This is a genomic window from Paenibacillus lupini (assembly GCF_011761355.1).
GTDB classification, from domain to species: domain Bacteria; phylum Bacillota; class Bacilli; order Paenibacillales; family Paenibacillaceae; genus Pristimantibacillus; species Pristimantibacillus lupini.
Genome location: NZ_JAASRW010000005.1, coordinates 391,958 through 411,812 on the forward strand (window position 1 = coordinate 391,958; position 19,855 = coordinate 411,812).

19 protein-coding genes and 1 riboswitch are annotated in these 19,855 nt (G+C 46.0%); of the genes, 9 read left to right on the forward strand and 10 right to left on the reverse strand.

Annotated elements, in window-relative coordinates:
* Positions 1-14 precede the first annotated feature (14 nt).
* A riboswitch (purine riboswitch) is annotated at positions 15-112 on the reverse strand.
* Between the two features lie 28 nt (positions 113-140).
* The gene (locus FHS17_RS18230; protein ID WP_167279850.1) at positions 141-545 is read right to left on the reverse strand and encodes a MerR family transcriptional regulator; all 405 of its coding nucleotides are present in this window, start codon (positions 543-545) and stop codon (positions 141-143) included.
* Positions 546-661: 116 nt separating this feature from the next.
* Here FHS17_RS18230 and FHS17_RS18235 point away from each other — a divergent pair, with 116 nt between their 5' ends.
* Entirely contained in the window at positions 662-1,426 is a 765-nt protein-coding gene (locus FHS17_RS18235) for an SDR family oxidoreductase (RefSeq protein ID WP_167279851.1), read from the forward strand.
* Between the two features lie 82 nt (positions 1,427-1,508).
* On the opposite strand, the gene gpmA is transcribed toward FHS17_RS18235, so the two are convergent.
* Positions 1,509-2,246 (reverse strand): 2,3-diphosphoglycerate-dependent phosphoglycerate mutase, encoded by a 738-nt coding sequence (gene gpmA / locus FHS17_RS18240; RefSeq protein WP_167279852.1) that lies wholly within the window; start codon positions 2,244-2,246, stop codon positions 1,509-1,511.
* A gap of 105 nt (positions 2,247-2,351) precedes the next feature.
* Positions 2,352-3,593, reverse strand: coding sequence for an MFS transporter (locus FHS17_RS18245; RefSeq protein ID WP_167279853.1), 1,242 nt, complete (start codon positions 3,591-3,593; stop codon positions 2,352-2,354).
* Between the two features lie 182 nt (positions 3,594-3,775).
* Between FHS17_RS18245 and FHS17_RS18250 the strand changes: the two genes are divergently transcribed.
* The 3 genes from FHS17_RS18250 to FHS17_RS18260 are packed head-to-tail and all read left to right on the forward strand — an operon-like array spanning position 3,776 to position 6,259.
* Positions 3,776-4,963, forward strand: coding sequence for an NAD(P)/FAD-dependent oxidoreductase (locus FHS17_RS18250; RefSeq protein WP_167279854.1), 1,188 nt, complete (start codon positions 3,776-3,778; stop codon positions 4,961-4,963).
* 11 nt (positions 4,964-4,974) lie between these two features.
* Entirely contained in the window at positions 4,975-5,835 is an 861-nt protein-coding gene (locus tag FHS17_RS18255; protein ID WP_167279855.1) for an RNA polymerase sigma-70 factor, read from the forward strand.
* 22 nt (positions 5,836-5,857) lie between these two features.
* Positions 5,858-6,259 (forward strand): VOC family protein, encoded by a 402-nt coding sequence (locus FHS17_RS18260; RefSeq protein ID WP_167279856.1) that lies wholly within the window; start codon positions 5,858-5,860, stop codon positions 6,257-6,259.
* 68 nt (positions 6,260-6,327) lie between these two features.
* Here the strand turns inward: FHS17_RS18260 and FHS17_RS18265 are convergent, their stop codons facing one another.
* Entirely contained in the window at positions 6,328-7,428 is a 1,101-nt protein-coding gene (locus FHS17_RS18265; protein WP_167279857.1) for a Gfo/Idh/MocA family protein, read from the reverse strand.
* A 221-nt stretch (positions 7,429-7,649) separates the two neighbouring features.
* Here FHS17_RS18265 and FHS17_RS18270 point away from each other — a divergent pair, with 221 nt between their 5' ends.
* The 3 genes from FHS17_RS18270 (at position 7,650) to FHS17_RS18280 (ending at position 11,087) form a co-directional block, all read left to right on the forward strand.
* A complete protein-coding gene (locus FHS17_RS18270; RefSeq protein WP_167279858.1) occupies positions 7,650-8,642 on the forward strand; it encodes a Gfo/Idh/MocA family protein in 993 nt (330 codons plus the stop codon).
* Positions 8,626-9,654: a helix-turn-helix domain-containing protein gene (locus tag FHS17_RS18275; RefSeq protein WP_341805850.1), complete on the forward strand. Its 1,029-nt coding sequence runs from the start codon at positions 8,626-8,628 to the stop codon at positions 9,652-9,654. The genes FHS17_RS18270 and FHS17_RS18275 overlap by 17 nt, the downstream gene beginning before the upstream one ends.
* Positions 9,655-9,737: 83 nt before the next feature.
* Positions 9,738-11,087 (forward strand): MFS transporter, encoded by a 1,350-nt coding sequence (locus tag FHS17_RS18280; protein ID WP_341805851.1) that lies wholly within the window; start codon positions 9,738-9,740, stop codon positions 11,085-11,087.
* A gap of 76 nt (positions 11,088-11,163) precedes the next feature.
* On the opposite strand, the gene udk is transcribed toward FHS17_RS18280, so the two are convergent.
* The 5 genes from udk to FHS17_RS18305 form a co-directional block, all read right to left on the reverse strand.
* Complete coding sequence (gene udk, locus FHS17_RS18285) at positions 11,164-11,772, reverse strand: uridine kinase (RefSeq protein ID WP_167279860.1); 609 nt, start codon at positions 11,770-11,772, stop codon at positions 11,164-11,166.
* A gap of 51 nt (positions 11,773-11,823) precedes the next feature.
* Entirely contained in the window at positions 11,824-13,455 is a 1,632-nt protein-coding gene (locus FHS17_RS18290; RefSeq protein ID WP_167279861.1) for a xylulokinase, read from the reverse strand.
* 15 nt (positions 13,456-13,470) lie between these two features.
* The gene (locus FHS17_RS18295; protein WP_167279862.1) at positions 13,471-14,688 is read right to left on the reverse strand and encodes an MFS transporter; all 1,218 of its coding nucleotides are present in this window, start codon (positions 14,686-14,688) and stop codon (positions 13,471-13,473) included.
* Positions 14,689-14,799: 111 nt separating this feature from the next.
* Positions 14,800-15,990 carry a class II aldolase/adducin family protein gene (locus FHS17_RS18300; RefSeq protein WP_167279863.1) on the reverse strand — a complete coding sequence of 397 codons (1,191 nt, stop codon included), beginning with the start codon at positions 15,988-15,990 and terminating at the stop codon, positions 14,800-14,802.
* Between the two features lie 17 nt (positions 15,991-16,007).
* Positions 16,008-17,480, reverse strand: coding sequence for an aspartate aminotransferase family protein (locus tag FHS17_RS18305; RefSeq protein WP_167279864.1), 1,473 nt, complete (start codon positions 17,478-17,480; stop codon positions 16,008-16,010).
* Between the two features lie 327 nt (positions 17,481-17,807).
* On the opposite strand from FHS17_RS18305, the gene FHS17_RS18310 reads away from it, so the two are divergent.
* Both FHS17_RS18310 and FHS17_RS18315 read left to right on the forward strand, forming a co-directional pair.
* Positions 17,808-18,314 (forward strand): hypothetical protein, encoded by a 507-nt coding sequence (locus tag FHS17_RS18310; protein ID WP_167279865.1) that lies wholly within the window; start codon positions 17,808-17,810, stop codon positions 18,312-18,314.
* Positions 18,315-18,325: 11 nt separating this feature from the next.
* The gene (locus tag FHS17_RS18315; RefSeq protein WP_341805853.1) at positions 18,326-18,781 is read left to right on the forward strand and encodes a GNAT family N-acetyltransferase; all 456 of its coding nucleotides are present in this window, start codon (positions 18,326-18,328) and stop codon (positions 18,779-18,781) included.
* A 219-nt stretch (positions 18,782-19,000) separates the two neighbouring features.
* Here FHS17_RS18315 and FHS17_RS18320 read toward each other — a convergent pair whose 3' ends face one another.
* Positions 19,001-19,753, reverse strand: coding sequence for a tyrosine-protein phosphatase (locus FHS17_RS18320; RefSeq protein ID WP_167279866.1), 753 nt, complete (start codon positions 19,751-19,753; stop codon positions 19,001-19,003).
* Between the last annotated feature and the right edge of the window lie 102 nt (positions 19,754-19,855).

Below are 19,855 nucleotides of genomic sequence, written 5' to 3' on the forward strand. Positions count from 1 at the left end.
CCGATCACCATCGATGCTGAAATAAGCATGCTGGTAATCGGGAGTTTACGGTTCCCGGTAGACACCCTCGGCCCGTATTGCCGAGGTTATACGCAATATTAGTACCTATTGTAGGGGAAGAATAACGGAAATTCAAAGCATTATTTTTCCAAAGCCGCTTTTTCTACATGTTCATCGATCTTGCGAAGCATTTCAGGGTCTTCGTACCAATCCAGCTTCTTATCGATCAGCTCAAGGTTTTTGTTCAGCTCTTCGATCTGCTTCAGCACCTCGCTGCGGTGGTCCGCAAGCATTTTTTTACGCTCATCAATCGTTTCGCGTCCCTCTTTGCACCAATCGCTGTACAGCTTGATTTCCTTAATTGGCATGCCTGTATCCTTCAGACAACAGATCAGAGCGACCCAATCCAGATCCATCTCCGTAAAAGTGCGGTTGCCGGATTTGGTTCTTGTGATGAAGGGAAGAAGGCCTTCTTTATCGTAAAAACGGAGCGTGTGGGCAGACAGCCCAAACTTGGCTGCGACCTCATTAATCGTATAATTCATTTTTTTTCACCCTTTAGCTTGACTTAGAGTTAACTCGAAGGAGTAATCTCACTTTAGAACAACTGGTTACAATAATCAAGGGTTCAAATTTCGGGATAAAAGGAGAGACTACAATCATGGAAACTAATCATAAAATCGCACTTGTCACAGGAGGAAGCCGAGGTCTTGGGCGCAATTCGGCTATCGCATTATCGAAGAAAGGGATCGACGTGATCGTTACGTATCTTTCTCGGAAGGAAGAAGCGGAAGAGGTTGTACAACAAATTGAAGCAAATGGCTGTAAAGCGGCGGCACTTCAGCTTGATGCGGGCAATGTGTCTACCTTTGACAGCTTTGCCGAGCGATTAGGCGATCTGCTGAAAGAGAAGTGGAATCGTGACCAATTCGACTTCCTGATCAATAATGCAGGCTTTGGCATCAATGCGCCAATTGCAAGTACAACAGAAGAACAGTTCGACTCTCTAATGAATGTTCATTTCAAAGGAGTCTTTTTCTTAACGCAGAAGCTGCTTTCTCGTATCGCCGATCATGGCGGAGTTGTCAATCTGTCTACCGGATTAACGCGATTTACAACAGACGGCTATGGCGCTTATGCCGCTATGAAAGGTGCAATTGAAGTACTGACGAAATATATGGCGAAGGAGTTTGGCAAACGCGGCATTCGTGTGAATATGGTTGCACCCGGCGCCATTGCGACAGACTTTGGAGGAGGAGTTGTGAGAGATAATCAGGACATTCGTGATCATCTCGGCTCGCTGACGGCACTTGGCCGCGTTGGTGAAGTTGATGATATCGGCGGAATTGTAGCCTCATTATGTACGCCAGAGCTCGGCTGGGTGAATGCGCAGCGTATCGAAGCGTCAGGTGGTATGAACCTGTAAGCTGTTCGTGGGAAGGTAATAGCATAATTCTCATATTCGGGTAATATAATTGGAGCCGGCTTGCTGCCGGCTCCAATTATAGTTAATGGGTCATATGCGCTGGAATCTGGCCCTCAGGATAGGGACCTTCCCAGCCTAAATAATAATGGCGGATCGGTTTTAATTCATCATCTAATTCATAGACAAGTGGAATGCCTGTTGGAATGTTCAGGTCTGCTATACCGTCAGGCGGAATTTGATCAAGGTATTTCACTAATGCCCGGAGCGTGTTGCCGTGAGCAGAAATAATAACTCTTCCTCCTGCGGAAATAACAGGAGCTATCTCTGCATTCCAGTATCTCAGCACACGTGCCTCCGTATCCTCCAGATTTTCGGTTAAAGGAACTTCTCCGTCCTTCAGGTCCTTATAACGTGGATCGGCTGCCTCGTATCGCTCATCGGATTTGTCCAATTCGGGAGGGCGAATATCAACCGATCTGCGCCATAGATATACCTGGTCTTCTCCGTATTTTGCAGCTGTCTCGGCTTTGTTCAGCCCCTGCAGGGCGCCGTAATGCCGTTCATTTAACATCCAGGTCTTATGCTCCGGAATCCATAACAGGTCCATCTCATGAAGGATAATCCATAAAGTCCGAATGGCGCGTTTTAGGACGGAAGTATAGGCAGTGTCGAAGACGTAGCCATGTTTTTTTAATATTTTCCCGGCCTCTCTTGCTTCATCCAGCCCTTGAGCGGATAAGTCTACATCGGTCCAACCTGTAAATCGGTTCTCGACGTTCCAATTGCTTTGTCCGTGACGGATCAGAACGATCTTTTTCAATAGGTAACCTCTATTCCATGTGATGTCATATTTCTATATTGTAGCCAATCAGATAAAAAAACAAGCTGGCTCTGATAATAGAGCCAGCTTGTATGTTATTTGTTCTTAATGTCCTTCAACATCATCGACATGCTTCAGATGCTTATGGTTAACCGCAATGAGGATAACCGCAAGCATGACGAAGCCGCCGCCAATGTAGAATGGAGCGTGGAAATCGAACCATTCTGCAAATTTTACGGCATAATAAGGAGCAAGTGCACCACCAATGAACCGGAGGAAGCTGTAAGCAGCAGATGCGGTTGGACGCTCAACAGGTGCAGCGTTCATTACAGCAGTTGTAATCAGTGTATTGTTGTTGCCAAGGAATGCCCCTGCAAGAATAACCATGCTAATGACAACGGCTTTTTCCGTCGTCCAGTAGCCCATTGCAAACAAAGTGCAAGCAAAGAGTGTAAGCTGGATACACATCGATTTGATTGTACCCGAACGTTTCTGCAATTTAGGTGCCATAAAGACGGAAGTAAAGGCAAGGAGCAGCCCCCAGCCAAGGAATACATAACCTAGTCCATGAACGTCCACATGGTGGATATGGCCAAGAACAAGCGCAGCATATACAAGTAAGGTGAAGAAGCCGAAATTGTACAAGGCAGCAGATAAGCCAAAGATGAGCAGGGCACGATGCTTTAACGCCCGGAACGGATCAAGAATAGACGCTTTCTTTTTCACAGCAGCGACTGCCGGTACCTTAGGTTTAGGCATCATGAAGGCAATAAGACAGAAAGCGAGAACCATAAGGCATGCAACACCGTAGAACGGGCTGCGCCACGAGATTGCGCCAAGCTCACCGCCTAGCAAAGGACCAACGGAGATGCCAAGACCTACAGCAACCTCGAACAAAATAATCGATTTGGCAACACCAACACGGGATAAAGAAACGATGGCCGACAATGCCGTTGCAACGAAGAAAGCATTACCTAGACCCCAGCCTGCTCGAAGCCATACGATTGACATGACATTATCCACGCTGCCTGCGAGAGCGGAGAATATGGCAATGATGACGATACCGGTGAGCAGCATCTTTTTCGTGCCAAGCTTGGAGGATATAACACCGGTAACGAGCATGGCAATGGCCATAACGGCATTGTAGCTGGTGAAGAGCAAGGTGAGATCACTGTCTGAGGCATGAAGCTGATCCTTCATCATTGGCAGGATAGGATCGACCAGGCCAAGACCCATAAAGGCGATAATACTGGCGAACGCAATGGCCCAAACGGCAATTGGTTGATTAAACATAGATTCAGACTTCTGTAATGGTTCATGAGCAATTGCTTTTGCTGGTGAAGACATGTTAGTCATTCTCCCTTTCGATGATTGTTGTACTTGTTTTGCAAACTTCACTAATGTAATATGGGTTAATCTTTACGTCAACGTTAACTTTGTGCTAGTAAATGTAATTTCAGATATCGACTGTCACAAAAAGCAGCCTCTTCTCGTTACATGTGCAAACGCATTTAAGGGAGAGGTTATTTATGAAAGAATTGACCTGCATAGTTGTTGGGGGAGGATTCGCTGGTATTCATGCGATGAAGGCGATTCAGAAAGCTCATAGAGCAATTGGAGGTGAGCAAAAGCTTAATCTGATCTTGCTTGATCAGCAGTCGCATCATGTACGGAAGGTATTATTATTTCGGCCTGCCGTTAGCAGCAGCAATATTACTGTTCCTTGGGAGCAGCTGCTGCCGGTGGATTCTGTATTTATCCAGGGTTCGGTAGAGCAAGTAGAGCCGAAGGACAAAATTCTTTTATATACCGACTTTGAAGGGAACCAGCATTGGCTTGCTTATGATGTTCTTGTTATGGCAATCGGGAGTGTTGCGCGCAGGCTGGAAGCGGAACATGGGGGAATTACGTTAACCGGTGTAAGCACTGCTTCACAGATTTACGACCTATGGCAGGATAATATGAGAAGAGCGGCTGAAGAGAAAAGCAAGGAAGAACGGCAGCGATTACTAACAGCAGCGGTTGCAGGAGCGGGCATATCTGGTGTTGAGACAGCTGCTGAGCTTGCTTTTGCTATGAGGTCGGAAGCTGGAAAATATGGAATCCATCCCTCAGAGGTCAATGTTCATCTCATTAATGCGCAAGAACGGTTGTTTCTGGAGGGGCCATCCAAAGTCAGCCAAAAGCTGGAGCAGGATCTTGCGGAATGCGGAGTTACGGTGCACCATAAGCGGAAAGCACTTCGGGAGGAGGAGGGCAGCCTTCTTTTATCCGATGGTGATGCATTGCCGGTGGGCCTCACCGTATGGACGCTTGGTCTTATGCCAAATCCTGCTCTTCGTACAATGGGACTGCCTCTAGCAGACAACGGACGTGTAATTGTAGATGAGTGCTACAGGGTTCCAGACGCGGACGGAGTGTATGCCATTGGCGATAATGCTTATATTGTGGAGCGGGTGAGCGGTAAGGTGAGTCAAATGACTTGTAAAGAGGCGATTCCGCAAGCACAGCGTTTGGGTAAAATTGTTGCGGCAGATTTAATAGGAGGCGAAGCGCCTAAGCATAAAGCGGTGATGGATGCTTTTACGATTGGGCTTGGTCCGGGACGAGGGCTGCTGTGGACGCACAAATGGGGGCTTGATATAATCATCACGGGTAAGCTTGCTTACAAAATTAAATGCTTTACCTGGGATCTTGCCAGTATGCTGAAATCGTAAGGAGCTATGACATGGTAGAACTGTATAAGCAGTATCAAAAGCTGCTGTTCCGCCTTGCTTATCAATTAACGGGCTCGGCTGCTGATGCGGAAGACGCCGTGCAGGATGTATTCGTTAAAGTGCAGAATATGAGTATGGAGCGGCTGCATGAGCCAAAAGCTTACCTGTGTAAAATGATGACGAATCATTGTATTGACCAGCTGCGATCTGCACGTAAAAGACGGGAGTTATATATCGGACCATGGCTTCCGGAACCGGTATATGATGATAGCAGCTTTGAAGCAGCTGAGCATCACGAAACGCTTTCTTATGCGATGCTGGTGCTGCTTGAGAGACTAACGCCTGCTGAACGGGCCGTCTTTGTTCTACGCGAAGCGCTGTGCTTCGACTATCCTGCAATCGCTGAGCTGACTGACAAGAGCGAACAAAATTGCCGCAAGATCATGAGTAGGGCAAAAGCAAAGATGGGAATAACAGAAGAAGACCTGATTGAGCATGGTGCTGTTCAGCAACAATGGATTGAGCAATTTCTTGGTGCACTATCTCAAGGCAAAGTGGATGAGGTCCTGTCCCTACTTCACGAGGATGCCATCTTATTCTCAGATGGAGGCGGAAAAGTTACTGCAGCCATTCGGCCAATTGTATCTTCTGGACGAGTGGCCCAGTTCCTGCTTGGTACTATTCGTAAAGCAGAGCAGGAGGAGGGTGGCTTTTCTGTGGAGCTCGCAACCATTGGCGGTGAAATCGGTATTCTTTTACGGCAGGATGGAATTGTAACAACTGCGACCTTCATTCAATGGAAGCAAAGCAAAGCACAGGAAATCTATATTGTCCGAAATCCGGATAAGCTTGAGAAGCTGCAAACAAAATGACGATTAAAGGAGTTTGAGCCAAATGAAGTCTGTAAGTTCATTCCTCATGTTTCAAGGAAATGATGCAGAAGAAGCAATAACATTTTACACTTCTTTAATTGAAGATTCGGAGATTACAAGCATTACACGTTACGGCGCCGATGGGCCTGGTAAAGAAGGCAGTGTTATACAAGCCAGCTTCTCACTGAAAGGCCAGTCTTTTATGTGCATCGACAGTTATGTGAAACATGCATTTACGTTCACGCCATCATTCTCCATATTTCTAACCTGTGACTCCGAAGAAGAGGTTGATCGGTTGTTTGAAGCACTTTCAACTAGCGGCAGTGTATTAATGCCTCTTGGTGAATATCCATTCGCCAAACGATTCGGCTGGCTGAACGACCGGTTCGGTATATCGTGGCAATTGAGTTTGCCAAATGCATAAGCATAGGGCTTAAAAGAGTGAATCATACAAAAAACACGCCCGTTACCGGACGTGTTTTTTTATATTATTTATTTCGCTACTTTTTCGCGATTGAGATAGACGGTCTCGCCTGTACGAGCGGATTCGTAAATCGCTTCCAAAATCTCCGTTACAACAAGTGCTTGCTCAGCCTTAACAACCAGATCTGTGTCGTTCAGGATCGCATTAATCCAAGCTGCACATTCAACATCGATATCGCGCTCCGATGCGCCGTCGTAGAATGCAACGCCACCAGCGGAGAGGTCAACTTCTTTCACAAACAAGCGGCTGTTTTCTTCACCATTGATGCGGAGACCATTTTTCATGTCTGCTCCGCCTTCTGTACCGCAAAGCGTACATTTTGCTTCATCGATATCAAGTGTATTCAGCGCCCAGCTTGCTTCAAGCGTGATTGTTGCGCCGTTCTCCATTTTGATGAAGCCTACAGCTGAATCTTCAACTGTAAATTTCGCTGGATCCCATGGGCCCCAAGCGTTAGCTGCATTTTCTTTGGAACCAAGCTTGTGGAACACGGAGCCTGTTACCGATACCGGCTTATAGTTATCCATCATCCAAAGCGTCAGATCAAGAGCGTGTGTACCGATATCGATAAGTGGTCCGCCGCCTTGTTTCTCTTCGTCAAGGAATACGCCCCAAGTTGGAACTGCGCGGCGACGAATCGCATGAGCACGTGCATAGTAAATTTCACCAAGATCGCCTTGCTCACATACTTTTTTCAGGTATTGGCTGTCCGGACGGAAACGGTTGTTGTAACCTATCGTCAGCTTTTTGCCAGTACGTTTGGCAGCATCCAGCATCGCTCTTGCTTCAGCCGCTGTCTTCGCCATTGGCTTCTCGCACATAACATGCTTGCCAGCTTCCAGCGAATCGATCGCAATAAAGGAATGGGAGTCGTTTGGTGTTAATACATGAACAACATCAATAGATGGGTCTGCAATCAGCTCGCGGTAATCGGAATATACTTTCGAACCTTCTTTGCCGTATTTTTGCTGTGCTTCTGCAGCGCGTTCTTCCACGATGTCACAGAAAGCAACGATTTCTACGTTCTTGTTTTTGCTAAGAGCAGGAAGATGTTTGCCGTTAGCGATACCGCCGCAGCCAATAATACCAATTTTCAATAATTTACTCATGTTCAGCCTCCGTTATAAGTAAAATATGTTTATGCCATTACTATAGGTTTGACCGATATTTGGAGTCAATAAGTCTAGAGAAATGTTCTTGTCTATGTCGTATTATTATAGTCAGATTGTCTTTATGTTCTAGTTTTCCTTTAGGGAATGGTGTGCTACCTTAGAAATAAGTCGCGAATATGAAGTGATCGCAATCATTTAATTTAAGGAGTGGACGTTATATGATTAGAGTCGCAATGTTGAGCTATTGGCATGTACATGCATGGGATTATACGAGAGAGGCACAAGCACATCCGAATACGGAAATTGTAGCAGTATGGGATGAAATCCCTACAAGAGGCGAAGAAGCTGCGACTAAATTAGGTGTTCCTTTTATTGCAAACCTGGATGAACTGCTTGCTAGAGAAGATATTGACGGCGTAATCGTGGATACACCAACAAACATCCACCGTGACGTAATGGTGAAGGCTGCTCAGGCGGGCAAGCATATTTTCACTGAAAAAGTGCTTGCGCTTACAACAAAAGAAGTGAACGAAATTGTAAACGCTGTAGAAGAAGCAGGTGTGAAGCTGACCGTTTCGCTGCCAAGATTAAATGATTGGTATACAACAACTATTCAGAAGGTACTGGAGTCAGGTGATATCGGAACCGTTACTATGGTCCGGGTTCGTTTGTCACATAACGGTGCAACTGCTAACTGGCTTCCTGAGCACTTCTACAATCTCGAGCAATGCGGTGGCGGCGCTCTGATTGATCTGGGATGCCACCCGATGTATTTGACAAGATTGTTCCTGGGCGAATTGCCTGTACAGGTTCAAGCTTCATTCGGCTATGTAACTGGTAAAAAAGTAGAGGACAACGCGGTATCCATTCTTACAACGGCAAATGGTGCGCTTGGTATTGTAGAAGCGGGCTTTGTTAATGCGCATTCTCCATTTACAATTGAGGTGCATGGTACAGAAGGCTCGCTGCTGTACGGTACACCAGATTCCAAAGTACTGGTTCGCAGCAATAAAAACGGCGAATCAGAGTGGATCGCAGTTGAGCAGGAAAGCGGTCGTAACAAAGCTTTCGAGCAATGGGCATCGCATATTCAAAGCAATACAGTTGCTGTAGATAACATTCGTATGGCACAAGAGCTGACGATGCTTATGGAAGCTTCTAACCGTTCGGTTGCAGAGAAGAGAGCTGTACGTCTTGAAGAGCTCAACTGAAATCATGTCTAGTGGGGATGAACGGGAGCAGGCAGCAGAGTCAGACAGCAAAGTGAATGCGAGACCGTATCCTTATGCAATCATGAAAGATAAGATGGATGCGCTTGAACGGCTTGATCTGCATTTTAGATGGGGACGTTACGGCATTCGCGTATTGAAATGGCATTTAACCACCTTCAAACCGGGGCATGTCATCAAATTTCATAAACATTCGGAGTTTGAATTTCATTTTATACCTCGAGGCAAGGGAACTGTTACCCTTATCGACCATATCTATAAGCTGAACAGCGGCATGTTCTATTTGACAGGTCCCGGTGTTGTCCATCAACAGACAGCCGATGCTCGTTCTGGAATGGAAGAGTTATGCCTGCATGTTGATATTACTCATCTTTCAGATGAGCCAGGTACAGAAGAATGGGGAGCGGAGTGGGAGAATAAGGAATCGGAAGCCTGCATGCAGGCGCTGATTGATTTTCCTCTTCGTCCGTTTATGGATCAGCATGATGCGATGACATGTTTCCTGCAGGCGTATATAGCTTGGCGATCTGGAGAACTTGGCGCTTATACCACGATACGACAGGCCCTAATTCAGATTCTGCTTCGTGCGGCAAAAGCGACTGTTGATCGGGAAGGGCAGCAGATGCTGCCTTCCCGAGATATTCAGGCGCATCGCTTCGAGATGGCCCAGCAGTATATTTACGACAATTACGCAAGGCCGCTTACTTTGCAGGAGGTTGCGGACCGCATTCAGATCAGCACAAGACAGCTCCAGCGGGTATTTCACCGTTATGGGGTAAGCTCCTTCAGCAGTTATTTGGAGGATTTCCGGCTGCAGCGTATTTGCGAAGAACTGGTGGAGACGTCGAATACGGTAGAATCAATTGCGGTCAACCACGGCTTTACGAACACCAACTATTTGTTCCAAGTATTCAAGAGAAAGATGGGAATGACCCCTTTGGCTTATCGTCAGAGTCATGCCCCTCAAGTAACGAATTCTCAAGGGACGCAATAGAAGATGAGGCAAGGGGCCGATCCTTGCTTCATCTTTTTTTGTGTTATACTAAACAAAGTAAAGTAACTTCGTAAGGAAACTAGGTGAACAACTTGAATGACAGAATTGTAATGCCCGTATGGATGCTGGGCTTGTTTGTCGTTGTCATGAATACGACAATGTTTAACGTCTCAGTACCAAGTATTATTAACGATTTGAGTATTTCATCCGATCTCGGATCATGGATTGTATCCAGTTATTCGATTGGATATGCTTTATCAACCGTCATCTACAGCCGCTTGTCGGACATTGCCCCGATCCGCAGGCTTGTTGCGATAGGCCTGCTCATATTAGGATTATCATCCGTTCTAGGTATTTTTGCACATAGTTTCGCTCTGCTGCTGACAGCAAGAATTTTGCAATCGGCTGGAGCAGGTGCGATGGCGGGGCTTGGACTTGTATTGGCAAGCCGATATATCCCGATCGAGAGAAGAGGCAAGGCGATTTCGATGATAGCAGCCGGTAGTGCGATGGCGTTTGGACTTGGGCCAATCGTTGGTGGTGTGATCAGCGAATACTTTGGATGGAATGGCTTGTTTGTTGTTACTTGCCTTGTGTTAGTTATCCTGCCGATCCTGCTGAAGCTGCTGCCTAAAGAAAATCCAAAACCTGCAAAATTTGATTACTTCGGGGCGGCATGGATAGTTATCAACGCGACGACATTATTACTTGCCGTAACCCAGCAGTCTTTAATTTGGTTTGCAGTAAGTGTAGTGACGATCGTCCTGCATGTGCTTCATATTCGTAAGTCGAAAGGTGAAGGGACTTTTGTTAATCCAGAAGTATTCCGACAGCCTGGTTATAACCGCCTGCTTGTTGTCGGATTCTGTCTGCTGATTATTAACCTGGGCAATTTGTTCCTGATGCCGCTAGTTCTTGCGAATTTGTTCCACAAATCAGAGCTGTTGATTGGTTTCCTCATTGCACCAGGAGCAATCCTGTCTGCGATGCTTACACCATTTGTTGGGCGCTGGCTTGACCGTTACGGCAATATCCGGTTCCTGTTTATTGGAACAGTGATCCTGACAGCTGTCGTTGCCTTATTCATGACCTTTGTAGGACGATCGCCGTTTGTCATTATGTGCGGGTACTTGCTCTTCTCTCCTGCCTTCTCGGCAACGCTGGCTTCGCTGAATAATCAGACGTCCAGCATTTTGCCGAGGCATCTGATTGGTTCAGGTATGGGGATGATGCAGCTAATTCAATTTTTCGGGGGATCATTGTCGGTGGCGATCTGTGGATTGCTGCTCCATAAGATGAGCAATACCTCTCTGGAGCATGCGTATAACCATGTGTACCAGCTGCTATTCTTATGTCCGGTTATTGCGATTGTGATGCTGGGCTGGTATTACTCGTCTTATCGTAAAAGAGTACAAGCTCATAAGCTTGTTTAAGGTGGGTAGTATTACCCGGGTAATTAACATAATTAAACAAAGGACGCAGCCATCATGGCTGCGTCCTTTGTTATTATTAGAAGTATTTCTCCATCAGAATGGATAACATTTGGATGCCAACTTCATTTTTTCCGCCTTCGGGAATGATGATGTCGGCGTATTTTTTGGACGGTTCGATAAAAGCTTCATGCATCGGTTTGACCGTCTTAAGGTATTGGTCATGTATGGATTGAATCGAGCGTCCGCGTTCTTCGATATCCCGCAATACACGGCGCAAGATTCGGACATCGGGATCGGTGTCCACGAATACTTTAATGTCGAGCATCGCCCGTAAATTCTCATCGGAGAGGACATGTAGACCTTCAATGACCACGATCTTGCATGGCTTTAGCTCTACCGTCTTATCCTTAAAGCGGGAATGTGACGCGAAATCGTAAATAGGCGCCTCGGCAGCTTCTCCAGCTTTCAGTTGTTTCAAATGCTCGACCAACAAATCATTGTCGAAGACAAGCGGGTGATCATAGTTCAGCCCTTCGCGCTCAGCGAATGTCAAATGGGGATGATCCTTGTAATAATTATCTTGCGAGATGAAGGTCACCTTGTCTGCGCCAAGGCGTTCTATAACAGAGCGTGCCACTGAGGTTTTCCCCGAACCAGTGCCGCCTGCAATACCAATAATAAGCATAATTGTTCTAAAAGCCCCCTAGTTTATAAGCCCATCAATTCCAGTATTGTATCACAGAGAAGCATGAAAAACATCCGGACGGCTGCTGAGATTATTTAGGATGCCAAATGCTTTCTTGTTCCTGCTGTAGAGGGACTTGAATACTTCGAAATAGATGTCATAGGTAGCTTTATTCCGTGGGTTTGGCTTGTAAGTTGCTTGGACAGTCACCAAACTTTTGGCTTCATGTATACTTGGGATCATACCTAGTCCAACAGCTGTGACAAGAGCTGCACCTATGGCGCCGGCATTTTGAGGGCTTTCCACCGTCTCAATTTCTCGTCCGAGAATATCAGCAAGAATCTGGCAGGTGAGAGGAGCTAATGCGCCGCCCCCAACAAAGCGGATCGTCTTGGACGTCTTGATTTTCCGGTCCTGTGATTCTAGCTGCCACCTGAGATGGTAACAGATTCCTTCGAGCACTGCATGAATCAGCTCGGTCTTGCCTGTATCAATGCTGATGTTGAAAAATAGTCCCCGAGCGTTCGAATCCTCAAACGGGCAGCGATTCCCGTGCAGCCATGGTGTGAAAATGACGCCGTTACTTCCGGCAGGCACGTCTTTGATCGCATGCATCATGTAGTCATACAAGCTCCGGTACATTGTCTCCTGGGTTTCGGAGATTTGTTTTTTCTCCAGATAGATTCCGATCTCATCCAAGGCAAGATGATTCTTGACCCACTCCAAACATTTGCCTGCTGTCTCAAGCTCACAGAAATAATGATAACGGTCAGGGATGGCTCCTACGATTGATGCAATCATATTGGTTGTATCAATTAACTGCCGGTTGACGACAGTGGAAACCCAGCCCGAGGTACCAAGGTAGATATGGGTGTCTCCTTCAGCTACAGCGCCAGCTCCAACACCAATCAGCGCAGCATCTCCACCTCCGCCAAATACCGGTGTCCCTACCGAGAGTCCAAGTTCAGCAGCGGCTTGTGTGGACAAAGTTCCAACCTGTTCAGTTGACTTTATGACCCTTGGGAAATGATTGATCTCGACGCCAAACATTTTACACATTTGCTTACTGAACGTCTTTCTTCCTTTTCTCGAATCATATAACAAGGTTGCATAGGCACTATCTTCCGTCATAACGAATTCACCCGTGCATTTATAGAGGAGATACTCCTTTACATCCAGCCACTTGTACACCTTGCGGAACAACTCTGGTTCATTACGCTTTACCCAGGTATACTTCCAGACGGGGTCCTTCACACTAGCCGGGACAGCACGTGTAATTGCAAGCGACCTGGCAAGCTTAAAGACGTTAACGCCTGCTATCTTCATGCCGTGCATGATACCTTCTCGATGCTCTTTGGCTGCACGGGTATCCATATAACTCATCGCTTTGCGAATGGGCTGACCTTCACGATCAACGAGGATCATCCCTTGCATCTGAGCGCAGAAGGAGATACCTCCAATCTGATCAGCTGGAATAAGGCTGTCCTGAAGAACTTGCTTGGTCGTATGCTGCATGGCGTTCCACCAGTCGGCGGGATCCTGCTCAGCGCCTCCGTTATCCAGGATAGAGAGCTCATAGCTAAACAAAGCGCTCGCGACAAGCGTAATCAAATCCGTAAGATGATAGAGACAGGTTTTGACACCAGAAGTTCCTACATCATAAGTGAGTACATAAGTACCCATAGCTTGCACCTGCCTTTACATAGGCTGATTGTTCCCCAAATTCCTGGTGGGAACCGGTAAGGTGGATTCCTTAATCCGGAAGGTAATAGGAAGCATGATGATGGTTAAAAGCACAAACAGAAGCATCGGCCAGACAATCGTGCCCAAAGCATCATTTAGCACTTCGAATAAGTAAACAAAGGCGATGCCGGATACCTGCCCCATCAATAAAATCATGCCAAGAGATGTTCCTTCCTGGACGGGATAAGCAACCTCCGAACCATGCTGGAACAAGATTGGTGCTACGCCCATAATCATAAAGCCTGCAATTCCGGCGATGATGGACACTAGAACAGGCTGATCAACGAATGTAAGACCAACATAGGAGGGGATCAGTATGGCGATAGCGGAAACAAAGAATGGTACTCGAATCCGGTATCGATCCGATAGAATGGGTAGAACAACAGCCCCTATGATTCCGGCAACGATAAATACGGCTCCAACTAAGCCGGCTTCTTCGGATGTAAATCCACGTGGGATAAGAATCGTTTCAAGAAGCGTTAATATGGTGTTGAATATGCCAATGGAGATAAAACTGATCAATAGAATAAGGACGTAGCTTTTGTTTGCTATTAGAAGTCGAATCGATTCGAATCGTAAAACCTCTTGCTTAGCAGGAGAGTCATTGGTGAGGGGAGCGGGAGGTTTCAAATTCACAAAGGCAGCGGCCAAACAGGCGGCTAGGATTGCGAAGCTGGCAAACCACTTGAAGAGTGTGGGGATGCCGGATGATTCTGCAATCGCAGGTGCTATGGCCATTGGAACAATAAATCCGATATATTGAGCTAACGTCAGAATGCCTGCTGCCGTTGACCGGTCTTTAAGCGGGAACCAGTCGGAGGCTACCTTAGTCGCTATATTGAGAAGAAAAGGCTGACCAATCGCCAGAATAAACTGCATGATCAGAACGAGTGTGAAATCATCTGCGAAAAGAGCACGAAGCGTTCCAAACACAGCTGTTATACTTGCACCGATTAACAAAGAGGCTTTGTAGCCCCATTTATCAATGACCCAGGAAGCGGGCAAAGAGAACAGAATGAACATCATCATAAAGCTCATGGAGCATAAAGTGATGGACATGCTGCCTACTCCGTAGAAATCTTCTGCAAGACTTGAAATTGGCGCGAGCGAGAGCCACATCATTTCGGTTGATACGATGATCGGTACGATCGATAAAAGAATGATCCATTTCATGAGTGAATGATCGATTCTTTTAATATAAATTCCACCTTTCTTAGCGATTGTTTACGATGTAAGAATCATCACAATTAGCCAGAAAGAGGTCCATTTGTGTGATCATTCTTTTTAGGAAGTTATTGAAGCTTGCTTCGAATATTTCTTCAAATAAACGAATCGCATTAAGAGGCTTTCCAAGTAATGAATAGGCTTCACATGACCAAGCAGCTTAGCTCCGACATGGGCTTTGCAGTTTTTCTCAAGAACCATAAGTATCGCTAGGGCATCGTCACGTGTACTGCCGCAGCATAATGCACCCATACCGCGGATTAAGACAGCCGACGATCTCTTCAAAGCAGCAGCAGCCTCTGCAGGAGAGAGGTCAACACTTCTTGCTGAAGTTCCAATGAGCTGAGCAAAGTCATCCAGCAGTGGCTTTAAAGGCTGTGCCGTATGGGAAAAGGCGATAACCTCCGGACTTCCGCTCCATTGGATATGATGAATGTGCTTATGTGCTCGATAGATTTGCTGGTATACCCATGCCTCCTCAGGCATTGTGCCGTCCAGCTCATCGTAACGGACCTGAATCTCGGAACCGGAGTCATCGAAGAGAACGAAACCGTCTTCCAATCGACGACTATGATAGAGCTGATTGTCTGCTGAAGACTTCGATTGCAAGTTAGCAGATTGACCAAGTCCAAGGGCAAAGCAGCTTAACTGGGAAGCATTTGCTTCTGGCTCACCACTTAAGCTTTTATAAGTATCATTGATATATTGTCGGCAAGCTTGATCCAGCTCAAGTGCTACTTCGAATGCTTCTTGATCGTCAGCGCCGTAACAGACCGCACCGTGATTTTTCATAATAACCGCTTGGTTCACGGAGTGAGTAAGCGCCTTGGCAACGTTACGTTGAAGCTTCTTTGTACTTGGGAGTGCATAGGCTCCGCATTGGACTTTCCCCGCAAGCAGGCCTTCTTCAATAAGGATCGCATCCACATCGCAGGCACTGATAACAGAAGCGTATTCTTGATGTGTATGAATGACGAAATTAACTTCTGGAAAACGTTTATACACCTCGGCATGAACGCCTTTCTCAGAGGAAGGCTTGATGCTGCCGCTGTAGCTGCAGTCAGCGATCTGAATGGTTACAATATCTTCTGGCCTCAGAGACCGGTAATCCCGGCCGCTTGGTGTAATGACGAACTGCCAGCCATCGATCCGATGGCTGACGTTGCCCCATGTACGGGCGATTAATCCTGTTTCCATCAGCTTAATTCCTGCTTGAATGACGCGTTGCTTGGCTTCTTGGACAGCGGTCATGGTCGTCTCCTTACTCCTTAAATCAAGGCTACATTTTTGAAAATATGATCGAAGCGGACCAGTACATCATCAATCATTTCTTCCGTATACGCTCCACTTGTGTACAACCGGCTGCCTGCGAGGGTTACAAGGCCTTCGGCCATATAAGCCGCGCCCATATGCTCCATTTCTTTTTTTCGCTTAGATGTCTCGGAGAGCACCCTCGGAATTTGCCAAGGCTTCGACCAGTTGATGGAGAAATGCATTGTACCTACCGTTTCGAGGTGACAGATCGACCCTTGATTAAAGGCGACAAACGGCAGCTTGTATTTGCTGATCAGGGTTTGCAGTCCTGCCGTCAGCCGGTCGGCCATTTGGCCTGATCTTTGGATGGCATTCGTCCGCTCAATCTCGCAAAGCGTATAATAACCGGCCACGCAGCTCAGTGGATTGGCAGCCATCGTACCTCCCACAAGAGCTTTCTTATACTTGCTGCCAGCTTCAATACCTGCGGACAAATATTTCATATATTCCTTCTTGCCGCCAAGACCTCCAGCTCCCGGATATCCACCGGCAACAACTTTTCCAAAGATCGTAAGATCCGGTGAAACACCATAATAGCCTTGGGCACCTGACATGCCGATTCGGAATGCGGTAACGACTTCATCAAAAATAAGAAGAGCGTCGTATTTGCGGCATAGCTTTTCTACGCCTTTATTGAAATCCAGATCAACTGGCCTTGTGCCGCTTTCCGGGCCAACTGGCTCAATCAGGACGGCTGCTGTTCCGCCGCGAAGCTGGTTGAAGCGAAGCTTTCTTTCCAGGTCGTTAAGATCATTTGGGAAAAACTCCTGCGTATGCTTGAAGATGTAGCGAGGAACGCCATGCGCCTGAGTCCATTTGGAACCGGGAATTCGGATCCCGTAAGCAAGCTGGTCGCTCCAGCCGTGATAGGCACCGCCCATTTTAATAATCTTTTTCTTCTTGGTCGCGAGGCGTGCTACACGAATGGCCGCCATGCAAGCTTCCGTGCCGGAACCTAGCATACGGAACATCTCGACGCTATCGATGCTGTCTGCAATTTTTTTACCTAATTTATATTCATACTCATGGAATAGTCCGGTGGAGGGACCGCAATCATTAAGAAGTTCGATGACCTTCTCGCGTACTTCGGGCGGGTTGCTGCCCAGTACCGTAGGACCGCCTGCCTGCAGAAAATCATAATAACGATTGCCGTCAAGATCATAGAGGTAGGCACCTTCGGCCTTTGTGAATACGAGAGGGAACGGATGATTAAATGCTAAATTATGCTGCACGCCGCCGGGAATAATCTCCTTAGCAACGTCTATCATTTCCTTCGATTTCGCACATTTGGCTTCAAAATAATCTCTTTCGTACTGCTTTAATGCTTCCGGTTTGATTGAATAAATAGGTTTAGAGATGAGCTGATCGAGCTGGCTCGTCACTGCCTTTACATCAGGATAGCGGGAAATCGAAAAGATCCGTTCCATAGTACCCTCCTCAAAAGAATTGCGCTTTTGGCAATTCTTACTTCGTAAGCATGAGCTAAAGAATTTCTGCTTTTTGAAATTCTTGCATTACATGAGATTAATTTTGAGAAAATTATGAAATTACTCACAATTCAAGTATATAGGCACAGTTCGAAAGAAGGAACCAGTTTAGGTAATATCTATCAAAAATATTTAATAGGATTAATGCTTTTCTCCTAAGACGGAATTCACTAAGACAGGATTATAGTTATTTTTTGCTTTTCTTTTTGCGGAGGTACCTTCATAATTGAAATAAATGCCATTTTTATAAGTAAAGAGGGTGTTAGTGTGCGAGGGATATTAATTAGCGTTCTATTATTGCTATCGCTATTAACAGGCTGCAGCAGCAATCAGACGGATGTAACTGCATTTAAGGATCAAAGGGAAGATCGTGTTAGTCTGTTTACTTCACTTAATTACGAAATTATTAGAGATAGGCAAAGTATAAATGAAATTGATCACGTCAGTGATTCATTAAAGAATCCGGTTATGATCCGAGTTTTTTTAGAGATAACTAATAAAGGAGAACAAACCGCTAAGTCTATTAAGATTAGGCTCAATGAACCGCTTCCCATGAAATATGTGCAGGGATCGGGAAATGAGGGGAATACGAACGGTATTCTGAAGAAAAATGAATCATATGAGTATTACATCACATACACCTTCGCAGACGAAGCAGATTTCAAGCAATTTCTTAATGAAACAACTTTAAGCGTTCTATGGCAAGAAGAAGGTTCGGAAAATGAAATAACGCTTAATCTGCCTAGCAATCCGATTAAAGGTGAAAAGGATTAGGGGTGATAGGAGTGTTTCAACTTAGACAAGTAAAGGAATTTACGGAGCAAGTCGTCTCCGTTGTTGCTCAATGTGTATATAACCCTACAGAAGAGAAAATGAACGGGATCATTCAACTATATAAATCGGATGCTAACCGGGTGTTATATGCTTACGATGATGGCAGCCGTATTGCTGCGATTATTGGTCTTTTGATCAAACCTGAGGAGATAGTTATTTTACATATTGCAGTAGATCAAGGGATGAGGGGTAAAGGCTTTGGCCGTGCTTTACTCGATGAAGTGATGTCGTTGTATGAGCTGACAACTTTGAAAACGGAGACGGATAAAGATGCTGTAGGATTTTATCGCACTTGCGGTTTTCGTATTGAAAGTCTTGGGGAGCTCTATCCTGGGGTTGAGCGGTTCTTGTGTACTAAGCTCAGACTGGATTCCATCCAGTGTACTGAGGTTATTTCATCTGAGTAACTAGCTACATTGTATTGCGTACAGTATAATCTGCCGTCTAGAGTTACTAGCAGACCAATTAGGTGAAATATACTGTAGAGAATACAACGTAGACTAAGATCGACACCAATCAACTATTATTCTGCTGTAGTGAATACAACGCAGCGCATCAGAACAACAAATCTTACTGTCCAAAAGGCAAAGCCTGCACTAAGTCCGGTGCAGGCTTTTATTTTTTATTTAACTAAGCAATTTACGCTTCAACACGGCAACTTGCTCTTCCGTTATACCAATCAAGAGCAAATACTTTTCTGCGGAACCATAACGGTTGTACAGATGCTCGAGCATCATGACCATATTATCCGGAGCGCTGCCCATGAAGCGTTCGAACATCTCTATCGCTGCGGCATCTGCGTTGCCTAGATGCTTCTGGCGCATTTCATCGACCATAGGTGCGAGACACTCTGCTGTCAGGCTATAGTCATTAATGATCGTTTCGTGAGGGACTTGAGCGGTATCAAGAAGCAAGGCGGAGACAACACCGGTCCGATCTTTGCCTGCGGTACAATGGAAGAGTGAAACAGCTTCAGCTTCGTGTGCGAGGTGCTCGAACACCTCACGGAGTTGAGGTTGGGATTTATCCAGCATGTCTACATAGAGCTCACCCAAGCTTTGGACATGCAGGACGTCTGGTGTAGCAGGGTTGATCAGGCTGACATGATGGTAAGCGACTTTTTCGGAAGCTGCGAACACGTTAGGATCTTTCTCCAGCTCCTTCGTATGGCGCAAGTCGACAATCAACTTGACCTGTTGGTCCAGAACATAACGTTGGTCGGCTTCGGTCAGCTTGTGAAGACCATCGGCCCGGAAAAATCTTCCCCACTTAGTCATTTGTCCGTCCTTTGTTTCATAACCGCCAAGATCACGCATGTTATAGGCGCCATCCAGCTTAACTACTCTATTCTTTTGAGATTCATAAATGTTAGTTGTCATTTATCTAATCTCCTTTGTCATCTCCTTAACTTCAATTTAAGTATGCAACTTGTATGTAAGTTGTGTGTAATAGCGAACTTAAGTATTTGTAAATACAACTCA